This is a genomic window from Agrococcus versicolor, from assembly GCF_039531815.1.
GTDB classification, from domain to species: domain Bacteria; phylum Actinomycetota; class Actinomycetes; order Actinomycetales; family Microbacteriaceae; genus Agrococcus; species Agrococcus versicolor.
In genome coordinates, this window is the sequence record NZ_BAAAQT010000008.1 from 132002 (window position 1) to 144378 (window position 12377).

The 12377-nt window shown below is 72.1% G+C and carries 10 protein-coding genes; 3 read left to right on the forward strand and 7 right to left on the reverse strand.

The window, feature by feature from the left end; genetic code table 11:
* Positions 1–196: 196 nt before the first annotated feature.
* Complete coding sequence (locus tag ABD249_RS13035; protein ID WP_344344255.1) at positions 197–1714, reverse strand: SPFH domain-containing protein; 1518 nt, start codon at positions 1712–1714, stop codon at positions 197–199.
* Positions 1715–1957: 243 nt separating this feature from the next.
* On the opposite strand from ABD249_RS13035, the gene ABD249_RS13040 reads away from it, so the two are divergent.
* A complete protein-coding gene (locus tag ABD249_RS13040; RefSeq protein ID WP_344344257.1) occupies positions 1958–2965 on the forward strand; it encodes a phosphotransferase enzyme family protein in 1008 nt (335 codons plus the stop codon).
* Positions 2966–3088: 123 nt separating this feature from the next.
* Here ABD249_RS13040 and ABD249_RS13045 read toward each other — a convergent pair whose 3' ends face one another.
* The 4 genes from ABD249_RS13045 to ABD249_RS13060 all read right to left on the reverse strand — a co-directional run bounded on the left by ABD249_RS13045 (position 3089) and on the right by ABD249_RS13060 (position 7290).
* Positions 3089–3982 carry a carbohydrate ABC transporter permease gene (locus ABD249_RS13045; protein ID WP_344344259.1) on the reverse strand — a complete coding sequence of 298 codons (894 nt, stop codon included), beginning with the start codon at positions 3980–3982 and terminating at the stop codon, positions 3089–3091.
* 8 nt (positions 3983–3990) lie between these two features.
* Positions 3991–4932, reverse strand: coding sequence for a carbohydrate ABC transporter permease (locus ABD249_RS13050; RefSeq protein ID WP_344344261.1), 942 nt, complete (start codon positions 4930–4932; stop codon positions 3991–3993).
* Positions 4929–6227: an ABC transporter substrate-binding protein gene (locus ABD249_RS13055; protein ID WP_344344263.1), complete on the reverse strand. Its 1299-nt coding sequence runs from the start codon at positions 6225–6227 to the stop codon at positions 4929–4931. The genes ABD249_RS13050 and ABD249_RS13055 overlap by 4 nt, the downstream gene beginning before the upstream one ends.
* Before the next feature lie 250 nt (positions 6228–6477).
* Complete coding sequence (locus ABD249_RS13060) at positions 6478–7290, reverse strand: hypothetical protein (protein WP_344344265.1); 813 nt, start codon at positions 7288–7290, stop codon at positions 6478–6480.
* A gap of 194 nt (positions 7291–7484) precedes the next feature.
* Here ABD249_RS13060 and ABD249_RS13065 point away from each other — a divergent pair, with 194 nt between their 5' ends.
* Together ABD249_RS13065 and ABD249_RS13070 are read left to right on the forward strand one after the other, a co-directional pair.
* Positions 7485–8450, forward strand: coding sequence for a hypothetical protein (locus tag ABD249_RS13065; protein ID WP_344344267.1), 966 nt, complete (start codon positions 7485–7487; stop codon positions 8448–8450).
* A gap of 531 nt (positions 8451–8981) precedes the next feature.
* Positions 8982–9170 (forward strand): hypothetical protein, encoded by a 189-nt coding sequence (locus tag ABD249_RS13070; protein WP_344344269.1) that lies wholly within the window; start codon positions 8982–8984, stop codon positions 9168–9170.
* 54 nt (positions 9171–9224) lie between these two features.
* Here ABD249_RS13070 and ABD249_RS13075 read toward each other — a convergent pair whose 3' ends face one another.
* A complete protein-coding gene (locus ABD249_RS13075) occupies positions 9225–10637 on the reverse strand; it encodes a sugar porter family MFS transporter (RefSeq protein ID WP_344344271.1) in 1413 nt (470 codons plus the stop codon).
* Positions 10638–10728: 91 nt separating this feature from the next.
* Positions 10729–12330 (reverse strand): glycosyltransferase, encoded by a 1602-nt coding sequence (locus ABD249_RS13080; RefSeq protein ID WP_344344273.1) that lies wholly within the window; start codon positions 12328–12330, stop codon positions 10729–10731.
* Positions 12331–12377: the final 47 nt, after the last annotated feature.

Here is a 12377-nt window from a genome sequence, read left to right on the forward strand (position 1 = left end):
CATGCGCGCCGGGACGCGCTCATTTTACGGACGCCGACGCCTCAAGGATGAGCATTCGTCAGCGCTTAGGTGGTTGCAACGGCAAGCAACGCGCGTTGCCCCGGTCGCCGCGCGGAATCCCGGCGCTCGGAACTCGCGGAAAGTCGCTCGGCAGCCGATGTACCCCTTGGGCGTGTCACCCACCCGACCGGCGGCGTCAGCCCCGCTCGCCGCCCTCCACCGAGCCGCGCGTGCCGGCCACGGCAGCGCCCGCGGCCGTGCCCTGCGCGGTCGCGTTGATGATCTGCTGAAGGTCGATGCCCGTCGCGTCCTTCATCATCGTCGTCATCGATGCGATGTTGCCGACCATGTCGGACGTGAGCTTGTTCGTGCCGTCGGCGGAGATGACCGTGATGTTCGACGACGCGTACGCCTTCGCGAACGCCTCGGCCACCTGCGGCAGCCGCTCGAGCAGCTCCTGCGCGAGCACGAGCTCGCTGTTCTCGGCGAGCGCCGCGGCCCGTGCGGCGATCGCGTCACCCTCGGCGCGACCACGTGCGGAGATCGACTCGGCCTCCGCGCGACCCTTCGCCGCGACGGCGACGGCCTCCGCCTCGCCCTCGGCCTTCTGCGCCTCGGCGGCCGCGATGCGCGACGTGCGCTGCGCGTTGCCTCGCGCCTCGGTCACCGAGGCCTCCGCGATGCCCTCCGCCTTCTGCGCCTCGGCGCGCGCCTCGCGCGACCTGCGCTCGCCGTTCGCCTCGGTCTCGCGCGCGACGGCGTTCGCCTCCGCGGTGATGCGGATGCGGTAGGCCTCGGCGTCGGCGACCTTGCGCACCTCGGCGTTCAGCGTCTGCTCCTTGAGCTCGGCCTCGCGCTGGGCGGTGATCTCCTCCTGGTGCACGATCGCCTGGCGCTGCACCGCATCCTCGAGCGGCTTGGCGGCGTTCGCCTGCGCGAGCGCCTTGTCGGTCTCGGCCTGGACGGCCGCCTCCTGCAGCTGCAGCACGCGGTTCGCCTCGAGGATCTGCTTCTTCGCCTCGATCGACGCCTGCTCGGCCGACTTCTGCGCCTCGGTGTTGGCGATCGCCGCCGCGCGCTGCACCGCGGCCGACTCGGGCACGCCGAGGTTCGCGATGTAGTTCTGGGTGTCGTTGATCTCCTGGATCTGCAGGGTGTCGACGTTGAGGCCCTGCTTCGTCAGCGCATCCTCGGCCGCCTGCAGCACCGCGTCGGCGAGCGCCTTGCGGTCGTGGATGATCTCGAGCACGGTGAGCGAGCCGATGATGCCGCGCAGCGAGCCCGAGAGCACCTCCTGCGTCGACGTCTCGATCTCCTCCTGCTGCGAGAGGAATCGCTGCGCGGCGTGACGGATCATCTCCTCCGAGCCGCCGACCTTGATGACCGCGACGGCCTGCGCATGGATCGTGATGCCGTTGCGCGTCTGCGCCGTCGTGTTGAACAGCAGGCGTCGGCTGCGCAGCGACATGCGGAAGTGCTTCTGCACGAACGGCATGACGAAGATGCCGCCGCCCGTGACGACCTTCTGGCCCGAGAGGTCGGTGACCTCCTGCCCCTTCGCATCGACGTAGGTGCGGCCCTTGCGGCCCGTGACGATGATCGCCTCGTCCGGCTCGGCGATGCGGTAGCGGCGGATCGCGCCGAGCACGAGCAGCAGCAGGACGATGACGCCGAGTGCGATGAGCGCGACGGCGCCGAGGTCGAGACCGAGCATGAGGATCCTTCGGATGCATGGGGGTGTCCGGCAAGGCTAGGCACATCCCCTGGACGGCCCCTGACCCTCTCCCCAACGGACGCAGCCCTCTCCCTCCCCGCTCCCCTCCCCTCCCCCCGCTCCCTGAGGTGCGAGCGCAGCGAGCCCCCCTCGCCCTGAGGTGCGAGCGCAGCGAGCCCTCCCCCGCTCCCTGAGGTGCGAGCGCAGCGAGCCTCGAAGGGCGCCCGCGCTACGCTCGCCTCCATGTCGCTGCCGACCGGGGGTTCGCCTCGCGACCTCGATCCGGGGCGCGTCCGCGACGCGATCCTCGAGCGCTTCGGCCTGCGCATGGCCGTCGTCGAGCCGATCGCGGGCGGCTGGGACGCCGATGCCGTCGTGTGGTCCGCAGTCGACGACGCCGGTCGCGCCTGGGCCGTGAAGACGACGGTGCGCGACGTGGGATTCGGGCTCGAGGTGGCGGCCGCCCTCAGCCGTGCTGGCGTCGAGGGCGTCGTGGCCCCCGTGCAGACCCTCGACGGCCGCGTGAGCGCCGACCTCGACGGCATCGCGCTCGTCGTCATGCCGTGGATCGATGGCCTCGGTGCCGTGGAGGTCGGCGCCGATGAGGTCGCGTGGGAGCGGCTGGGTCGCACGATGCGCGCGATCCACGACCTGCAGCCTCCCGGCGTCCCGGCGCGCAGACGTGGCATCCGCCGCTTCGATCGCTCCCCCGGTTCGCTGCTCGACGAGCTCGACGTGCTCCTCGACGACGCCGGCCCGGCGCTCGCAGCACGATGGCGCGAGGTGCGGCCGCGGCTGCGGCGGCTCGCGCGCGCCGAGCGGCGGCTCAAGCGCGATCGCACGCCCACCGCACGCGTGACGCTGCACGGCGATCCGCATCTCGGCAACGTCGTGCTCGATGCGCAGGGCCTGCCGTGGTTCATCGACTTCGACGAGGCGGCCGTCGCGCCGCGCGAGGTCGACCTCATGCTCGTCGAGCTGGGCGTGCTCTTCTCGATGCCGATCGGCCCGGAGCATCGCCGCCGCTTCCGCGAGGGCTACGGAGCCGACGCCGCGGTCGACGAGCTGCGCATCGTGCGATTCGGATGCGTGCGCGCGATCGAGGACGCCGCGAGCGCGATCCGGCACATCCTGCGCGGTGCGTCGCCCGCGGGCGTCGACCCGCTCGCAGCGCTCGACGGCATGGTCGGCGAGCACGGGCTCGTGACGCTCGTCGAGCGCGAGCTCGATCGTCTCGGCCTCGACGCCTGAGGCGTCACCCGGCTCTCGCCCACCTGCGACGTCCCTGCTGCGAAGCCCCGATCCCGAGCGGTGGCCCCGCCGCTCGGGTGAGGGGACGTCGCAGGGTCTCGACGACGGGGGCCGAGGCACGCGTCAGCGGATGCCGCTCCTCGCGAAGCCCTGCACGAAGTAGCGCTGGAAGAAGAGGAACAGCAGCACCATCGGGATGACCGAGACGAGCGACATCGCCATGATCGCGTTGTAGTCGGGCGTCGTCTGGCCCTTGAGGTAGATGAGGCCGACGGGCAGGGTGAAGAGCTCGTTCTCCTTGAGGGCGATGAGCGGCCAGGCGAAGTCGTTCCACGAGCCGAGGAACGTCAGCAGCAGCAGCACCGCGATGAGCGGCTTGCACAGCGGCAGCACGACCTGCAGGAAGATGCGGATGTGGCCGGCGCCGTCGATGCGCGCCGCCTCGACGAGCTCGTCCGGGATCGACAGGAAGAACTGCCGCGCGAGGAAGATGCCGAACGCCGCCGCCGCACCCGGCAGGATGACGCCCCAGTACGTGCCGTACAGTTCGAGCCCGGAGATGAGCTTGAACTGGGCGACCATGATCGCCTGCACGGGGATCATCATCGTCGACAGCACCAGCAGGAACACGGCATCGCGCCCGGCGAAGCGCAGGCGGGCGAACGCGTAGCCGGCGAGCAGGTTGACGGTCGTCGTGATCGCCGTGATGAAGACGCCGATCACGAGCGAGTTGCCGAACCAGGTCCAGACGGGATAGCGGTCGAAGATCTTCTCGAAGTTCTCGAGCGTCAGGCTCGACGGCCACAGCCGCAAGCCGGGCTCGAAGACCTCGCCGCGGGGCGAGAACGCGACGACGAGCATCCAGTACAGCGGGAAGACGACGATGATCGTCACGACGACGGCGACGATCGTGCGCCACACGATGCCGCGGCGCGCCTCGTCGCGGCGCCCTCGGCGGCGCGGAGCGCGGGGCACGGCCTCCGCAGCGATGGGCACCTGCTGGGCGGGAGCGGTCATGGCATCTCCTAGCCGACCTGGTCGCGGGAGCGGTTCGTGCGCCACTGGAGGAACGTGAACGCGAGCGTGATGAGCAGGATGACGATGCCGAGCGCGGCGCCGTAGCCCTGCTCGCGGATCAGGAACCCGTTGCGGTACGCGTAGGTGACGAGCACGCTCGTCGCGCCCGAGGGCCCGCCGCCGGTCATGACGAAGATGACGTCGAACACCTGGAACGACGCGATGACGTTCATGATGAGCAGGAAGAACGTGGACGATCCCAGCAGGGGCACCGTGATGCTGCGCAGCTGCTGCCACCGCGTCGCCCCGTCGATGCGCGCCGCCTCGTACAGCTCGGGCGAGATCGCCTGCAGGCCGGCGAGGTAGATGACCATGTTGAAGCCCAGCCGCAGCCAGACCGCGACGAGCATGACCGAGAGCATCGCCGGCGCACCCTCGGACTGCCATGCGATCCGTCCGAGCCCGACGGCCTCGAGCACCTTGTTCACGAGCCCGTTCGACTCGTAGAAGAGGATGACGGCGATCATCGCCGACGCGACGCCCGAGATGACCATCGGCAGCACGATGAGCGTGCGCAGCAGGCCGCGGGCGGGGAGCACCGAGTTCAGCAGCACCGCGAGCGAGAGGCCGGCGGCGAGCTCGATCGGCACCGTGACCGCCGTGAACAGGACCGTGTTGGCGAGGCTGCGCCAGAACTCCGGATCCTGCACCATCGTCTCGTAGTTGGCCGCGCCGACCCACTCCGGGTCGCCGAACCCGCGCGTCTCCTGGAACGACAGCTGCACCGCGAGCACGATCGGCACGAACAGGAAGCCGATCATGAGCACGAGGTTCGGCGCGAGGAACCCCAGCCCGACGAGCCCCTCGCGCCGTCGAGCCCTCCGCTGCCCCGGCCGCACGCGCACGCGACCCGGGCGCACGCCCTCGGCGTGCGCGACGGCCTGCGTCACGAGCCCGACGCCTCCGCGATGGCCGCGTCGAGGTTCGCGAGCGTCTCCTCGGTGGACTGCCCGTTCACGAAGGCCGCCTCGAGCTCGCGCTGCATCGCGACCGAGATCTCGGCCATGGCGGGCGAGGTGAGCTGTCGCACGTCCTCCGGCTCGATCGTGGTCGCCTGGTCGACGAACACCGGCATGACGTCGGGGCGGATGGCGAACTCGATCGCGTCGCCCTCGAGCGCCGTGAGCGTGGGCAGCTCGTTCGTGGCGGCGCAGAAGGTCGACATCGCCTCCTCGGTGACCATGAAGCGCAGGAACTCGGTCGCGAGCTCGGGCTGGTCGGTCTCGGCCGTCGCGACGAGGGCGTTGCCGCCGAGGTCGGTCGCGCCGCGCTCGTCGCGCGGCATCGGCAGCGCCGTCCACTCGAACTCGTTGAAGTAGTCCATGTCGGGCACGAGGAAGGATCCGACGAAGGCCATCGCGGTCGTCTGCTCCGAGAAGAGCGAGTCGGCGTAGACGGTGCCGGCAGGGGTGGAGGTCGGCGGCACCCACTGGTTCTCGAAGAACGAGCGCGTGAAGTCGAGCGCCGCGGCACCCTCCGGCGAGTCGATCGTGGGCGTGCCGTCCTCGGCCATGAACGAGCCGCCCGCCTGGAAGAGCCACGACATCCAGCGCGGCGTGCCGCCCTGCTGCCAGTTGACGACGAACGGGTACTGCTCGGCGGGCAGCGCGGTGCGCAGCTGCGCCGCGACGTCGGCGAACTCCTCCCACGTCCATGCGTCGTCCTGCGTCGTCGGCAGCGTCGAGGCGTCGATGCCGGCGGCGGCGAGCATGTCGAGGTTGACGATGAGCGCCGAGACGTCGGTCTGGTGCGGCACGCCGTAGGGGGCGCCGTCGAACGAGACGGCCTCCCACAGCGCGGGCGTGAACGCGTCGACCTCGTCGCCGCTGAACGCGTCGGACAGGTCGAGCAGCTGCTCCTGGCTCGAGTAGACGCCGAGGTTGCCGTAGTCGACGCGGAAGACGTCGGGGGCGTCGCCCGAGGCCAGCTGCGCGTCGATGTTCGAGAACATCTGCTCGTACGGCACGACGTTCAGCTCGACCGTGGCACCCGACTCGTCCTCGAACTGCGCGACGAGGTCCTCGAGCGCCAGCTGCTCGGACTCGCTCGCCCACGTCGTGAACGACAGGGTGTCGTCGCCCTCGTCCCCGCCACCGCCGCCGCCGAAGCCGGCGCACCCGGCGAGCGCGGTGGTGGTGACGGCGAGCGCGGCGATGCCGGCCTTGCGTCGCATCGTTCGTGCCACGGGGTTCTCCTGTCTGCGAGCCGCATCGGCGTCATCGCCGGGAAGGCAAGTATGCGGCTCGGGGCCTCGCGGCCCGAAGCACTTGACGGATCGCTCCGGGGCTGCTGCCTGTCGCGGGGACGCCGTGTCGCCGCCGGATCCACGCCTGAGCGATGGGCCGAGCGGATGGTGTGGCCGGCGCTGCGCTGAGGCGTGGATGCGGCGGCCACGAGTACGTGACGGCCCTCGGCTCGCGCCGCGCGACTCCTCCTCAGTCGGAGCCGGTCGCCTCTGGGCGCATGAGCCCGTCGAAGCGGGCGACGCCGTCGACGTAGGCCTGCTCGTCGTCGTGCGACACGACGGTGCCGCCGACGAACAGGCTCACGCCCGACTCCGACTCCGGCCACGCGCCGTCGGGGGTGGTGGGGCGGCGCTCGTCCCAGATCGTCACCCACACCCACATCGAGTCGCGCTCGGCCATGCCCGACCACTGCCACATCTCGTCGGGATCGAGCGACCCGAACTCTGCGACCATCTGCTCGTCGCGCTGCTCCTGCGTCTCGTACGGGTAGGGCTCGCGATCGAAGTCCCAGGCGATCGGCCCGTAGCCGAGCGCGGCGAGCTCGGCGTCGACCGCGGCGCCGAGCGCGTGCCAGTCGGCATCCGCGTCGAGCCCGACGCCCTCGACGCTCTGCGAGTTGTAGACCTGGTGCAGCGACGCTCCGCCGTAGCCGTTGCCGCCGACGTCGGTGACGAGCACGTCGGGCGCGTCGGGCGTCGACCAGGCGAGCCCGGGCGCGACCGGCTCGAACGCACGACGCATGGCCGCGAGCTCGGCCGAGCCGACGTCGACGACGTCCTCCGCGCGCGGGGCGGCGAGCACGTCGTCGGGATCGACGCTCGGGTCGGCCGGATAGTCGCGCCAGTCGAGCACGACCTGCTCGCCGTCGGCGCCCGTCACGGTCGTCGTGGGGCTGGGCGGGTCGACGAGCCGAGCCATGCCGACGACGCCGAACGCGACGCCCGCCACGAGGATCGCGGCGGTGGCGCCGGCGGCCATGGCGAGTCGGGAGGGTGTGCGCATCGAGTCGAGGGTAGGCGGGCCGCGCTGGGTGCCGCGTCCATCGCGCGGATGACGTGCCGCCGTGTCACCGGAAGTCGACGAGGTGGCGTCGACCCCTGCGTGATGTCGAAGAACGGTCCATGCTTTCGACGTCGATCGGGCTCGGGGCAGCGGGCGCGTGGTCGATCCCCACCACTCCACGGAACGAGGTCTCCATGTCCCGAAGGACGCTCCTGGGCGCGAACGTCACCGCGTTCGCCCTCCTGCTCGCCGTCGTGTCGCCGACGCCCGCCTTCGCGTCGGCTCCACCGGACGAGACGGAGGAGCTCGCGACGATCTCCGAGATGGTCAATCCCGACGCCGCCGAGGTCGTCGCGTTCGCGGGCGACGGCGAGGCCGTGGCGACCGATCCCGGCCCCGGCGGTCCGGTCGCCGTCGAGAGCAGCGGCGACACGACGATCGCCTTCAGCCTCGACGGCGCGGCGCAGCCCTACCTCGACGTCTCCGTCGACCAGTCGGGCACGGCCGAGCCCGTGACCGTCTCCGACGACGGGCTCGCCGTCGCGGCGACCACGAGCGAGGCCGCGCCGCACGTCGTGGTGAGCACCACCGAGCAGGGCACGAGCATCCAGGCCGTGCTCGACTCCCCAGCCGCCGGCGACGAGGTGCGGTTCGACTTCGGCGACGCGCAGGTGCGGCTGCTCGACGACGGCGGCGCCGAGGTCTTCGAGACCGACGCGCAGGCGCCCGGCATCGAGCTCGTGCTCGCGACGATCGAGACGCCCTGGGCGTTCGACGCGAACGGCGCGGCGGTCGAGACGTCGTTCGCGGTCGACGGCTCCACGCTCGTGCAGCAGGTCGCCGTCGGTGCCGAGACCGCCTACCCGGTCGTGGCCGACCCGTACCAGTACAACGGACTCCGGTACCCGCAGATCCGGTGGTCGTGGCCCGAGACGCGCGCACTGAACGCGAACAAGGGCAACTACGCGGTGGCGATCGCCACATGCGCCGGCATCGCCGCCGCCAGCTGGGCGGCAGCGGTCTTCACCGGAGCCGTCTGCGCCGCGCAGTTCGTGCGATGGGCGAACGCGATCGGCAACGCCTACGCCGCGGGCAAGTGCTTCGCCGTGAGCTTCAACTTCCCCGGCCCGAACCCGAGCTCGTACGCATGCCGGAAGTGACGCTGGAGCTGCGACGGTGGCGCCGTCGGGTCGCTCGCGACATCGCGGCGTGGCTGTCGCCTCTCCTGGCCCATGGCCTGCTCGGACTCCTCACCTGGGCAGGCTGGGTCGCGATCGGTGAGATGGAGTGGCTGGCGTTCACCTGGGGCGTCATCGGCTGGGTCGTGTTCGGCACCTACACGGTCCGTCGCACCTGGCGCGAGCGGCCGGAGGCGTCTCGGGTCTAGGGCGCGAACGGGGCGAGCGGCGCCCGGGGGCGATCCCGGGCGCCGCTCGTCGCGTTCGCAAGCCTTCGCTGGACTGCACGCACGCCTCGCTCGGCCTCCGGATCCGCGCGCGAACGGGGGACGGCGGGCTCGAGCGTCGCATCCGCGCCGTCCGTGGCTCCGAACGACTGCTGGAGAGAGGTGGGGCCATGGACTCGGTCGTCATCGCGCACGGCGTCCTGTCGGCGCTCATGCTGATCGTGCTCGTCGGCGCCCTGCTCGTGGGCGCTCGCGAGCGCGCTCGCCGGCCGTCGTGGGAGGACTGATGCTGGCAGAGACCACCCTTCGTCGCGACGCGACGCCCGTGGCGTCCACGGTGCAGCTCGTGCGTCGGCGCTCCGCCGGCAAGGTCGTCCGCCTCGCGCTGCCGTCGCACGCCGCTCCCTCGGCGTGGACCGCACCCGACGCACGAGCGCTCCTCGCCCCCATGGCGCCGCACGCGACCTCCGCCTGACGTCGGCGCGGGCGTCGGCCCGGGATTCGCGCGGGCGTCGAGCCCGCCCGAGCGTCAGCGCGAGCGACCCACGACGTCGACCTCGAGCGACTCCAGCGTGCGGCCGCGCGACTCCGGCAGCCGCCACAGCACGAAGGCGAGCGCGAGCGCGCCGAGCACCGCGAAGCCGAAGAACGTGCCCGAGATGCCGATGCTGTCGACGAGCGACGGGAAGGCGAGCGCGAGGGCGCCGTTCGCCATCCAGTTCGCGAACGCGCCGATGCCGACGCCGAGCCCGCGCATGCGCATGGGGAAGATCTCGGCGAGCGTGACCCAGAACGCGACGTTGAGGAACGTCTGCATCGCACCGACGAACGCGACGACGAGCGCGAGGATCACGAACGGTCGCGCGGGGTTGCCCTCGGGCAGCGCGAGCGAGGCGATGCCGATGAGCACCTGGCACACCGTCGTGAGCCCGAAGCCCAGCACGAACGTCGTGCGACGGTTCACGCGATCCATCATCCACAGCGCGACGATGCCGCCGACGACGGCGATGACGCCCGGCGCGACGTTCGCGACGAGGGCCGCCTGCCGCTCGAAGCCCGACTCGACGAGCACCGTCTGGCCGTAGTACATGATCGCGTTGATGCCGGTGACCTGCTGGCCGATGCCGAGCCCGATGCCCGTGAGCAGGATCGCGAGCAGCCGCCGGTCGCGCACGACCTCGCCGAGCGTGATGCGCTCCGCCGAGCGGATGCGCGAGACCGCCTCGACGTCGGCGAGCTCGGCCGCGGCGCGCTCGGGCGTGCGGATGCGCTCGAGCACCGCGAGCGCCTCGTCGCGCCTGCCGTGGTCGACGAGCCAGCGCGGCGACTCGGGCATGCGCAGCATCCCGACGAACAGGGCGGCGGCAGGCAGGGCGCAGACGGCGAACATGACGCGCCACACGCCGTCGAGGTGGCCGAGGGTCGCGCCGAGGATCGCGTTGACGACGAACGCCGCGAGCTGGCCGACGACGATCGCGACCTCGTTGCGCCCCGACAGGGATCCGCGGATCTCGTGCGGTGCGAGCTCGGCGAGGTAGACGGGCACGACGGTCGACGCGCCGCCGACGGCGAGGCCGAGGAGCACTCGGCCCACGACGAGCACCTCGAGGCTCGGCGAGGCGACGACCACGATCGCGCCGAGGAAGAAGAGGATCGCGAGCGCGAGGATCGTCGTGCGCCGGCCGCGCGCGTCGGAGATGCGGCCGCCGAGCAGCGCCCCGATGGCGGCAGCGAAGACGAGCGACGATGTCGCGATGCCCTGCGTGACGGGCGTGAGCCCCAGCTCCTGCGTCATCGGCAGCAGGGCGCCGTTGATGACGCCGGTGTCGTAGCCGAACAGCAGGCCGCCGAGGCAGGCGACGACGGACATGAGCCCGAGCCTGCGACGGTGCGGCCCGACGCCCAACGGCGGCAGCGTGACGGGGGCGCTCGACACGCTCATGGTCCTCCTCGACTCGACCCTCCATCCTGGCACCGCGCGGAGGTGCGGATCGCCATGGAGCGCTGGCGCATCGCCGCGCCGGCCCGGAGCGTCAGGCGCCGAGGCGGCGGCGGACGCGCCTCGCGGTGCGGCCTGCCGCGTCGCGCAGGCGTCCCGCCTCCGCTCGGCGCAGCACGAGCGCGCCGTCCTCCGTCGCGACCGTCGTCGAGCGACCTGCGAGCAGCGGCGAGGCGCCGACGGCGGTCGCGACGGCGTCGTCGATCGCGAGCGTCGTCTCGAAGGTCCAGGCTGCGCGGCGCACGCAGGCGACGAGCGTCGCGGTGCTCGCGTCGTCGTCCTGCGCGAAGAGCCGCAGCGGGTCGATGGCCACGGCGACGCGGCCGCTCGCGTCGACGGTGCCGGCGACCACGCGACGGTCGGCGGCGCCATCCCGGCGCAGGAGGAGCTCGAGGCGGTCCTCGCCGTGCGCCTCGACGAGGTCGACGACGTCGGCGGGGGCGTCGGCGAGCCAGCCGGACGAGACCCAGCGGCGCAGCGCGGCCTCGGTCGTCGCCGGAGCGGGCTCCGCGTCCTCGGCCACGTCCTCCGACTCGACCTGCGCGCCCGCGAACGCCAGCTGCATCCGCAGGTGGAGGCCACCGCCGCGCGACCACGTCGCCGACGTCACCTCGGCGCGCACCTGCTGCTCCGACTCGAAGCGTGCGAGCGCGAGCAGCGCGTCGCGACGGCCGGCCCGCAGCAGCGCGACCCGGATGCGATGCGGCACCGCGAGGCCCGCATCCACGCCGGGGCCGAACCTGCGCTCGACGATGGGCGTCACGACGTCGAGCAGCAGCTCGCGATACGCGGCGGGGTAGCGCAGCATCTGCGGCCCCGCGAGGCGCTGCAGGATCTTGCCACGCAGCCAGTGCCGCAGCAGCCGGTCGCGATCCGGGCCCGCCTCGACGTGCTCGTCGACGATGTCGAGCACCGTCTCGAGGTGGGGGTAGTAGGTGGGCGGGTCGATGCGCGACGAGCTCGCGCTGCCCGCGCGCTGCACCCACACGTAGCAGGGCACGCTCGCGAGGATGGAGATGACGTCGGCGGCGAAGTAGGCGCGCATGACGAACATGTGGTCCTCGAGCCGCACGCGGCCGGACGGGAAGCGGATGCCGTGCTCGCGCAGGAACGCGGTGCGGAACATCTTGTGCGGCGTGAGCATCTGCAGCAGCGGGTCGCGACCGAGGCGCGCGTCCGGCACGTCGGCGCGGAAGATGCGCCTCGGGATGTCGCGACCCTCGCCGACCTCCTTGCCGACGACGACGTCCGAGCCGTGCTCGTCGGCGTAGGCGACGAGCCGCTCGAGGGCCTCGGGCGTGAGCCGGTCGTCCTGGTCGACGAACTGCACGAAGTCGCCGCGCGCGGCGTCGATGCCGTGGTTGCGCGGCGTGCCGGGCCAGCCGGAGTGGGGCAGGTCGAGCACGCGCACGTTCGGCCGCGTCCTCGCGACCTCCTGCAGCAGCGCCTGCGTCTCGGGCCCCGAGCCGTCGTCGCACAGCAGCACCTCGAAGCGGTCCTGCGCGAGCGTCTGCGCGTCGAGCGAAGCGATGAGCTCGTCGAAGCCCTCGCGGGGCCGGAACACCGGGATGACGACGCTGACTCGGATGGATGCGGCTGCGTCGGTCTCGGGCGTCGGCTGCTGCTCGTGGGTCACGCATCTCCTCGGGTCGTGGCGTCCGAGCGGCGAGGCGCTCGGCGGGG

Coding starts and splice junctions, on each gene's coding strand:
- ABD249_RS13040 (WP_344344257.1), top strand. CDS start 1,958: ATGTCGCTGCCGACCGGGGGTTCGCCTCGCGACCTCGATCCGGGGCGC.
- ABD249_RS13060 (WP_344344265.1), bottom strand. CDS start 7,290: ATGCGCACACCCTCCCGACTCGCCATGGCCGCCGGCGCCACCGCCGCG.
- ABD249_RS13035 (WP_344344255.1), bottom strand. CDS start 1,714: ATGCTCGGTCTCGACCTCGGCGCCGTCGCGCTCATCGCACTCGGCGTC.
- ABD249_RS13045 (WP_344344259.1), bottom strand. CDS start 3,982: ATGACCGCTCCCGCCCAGCAGGTGCCCATCGCTGCGGAGGCCGTGCCC.
- ABD249_RS13075 (WP_344344271.1), bottom strand. CDS start 10,637: ATGAGCGTGTCGAGCGCCCCCGTCACGCTGCCGCCGTTGGGCGTCGGG.
- ABD249_RS13065 (WP_344344267.1), top strand. CDS start 7,485: ATGTCCCGAAGGACGCTCCTGGGCGCGAACGTCACCGCGTTCGCCCTC.
- ABD249_RS13070 (WP_344344269.1), top strand. CDS start 8,982: ATGCTGGCAGAGACCACCCTTCGTCGCGACGCGACGCCCGTGGCGTCC.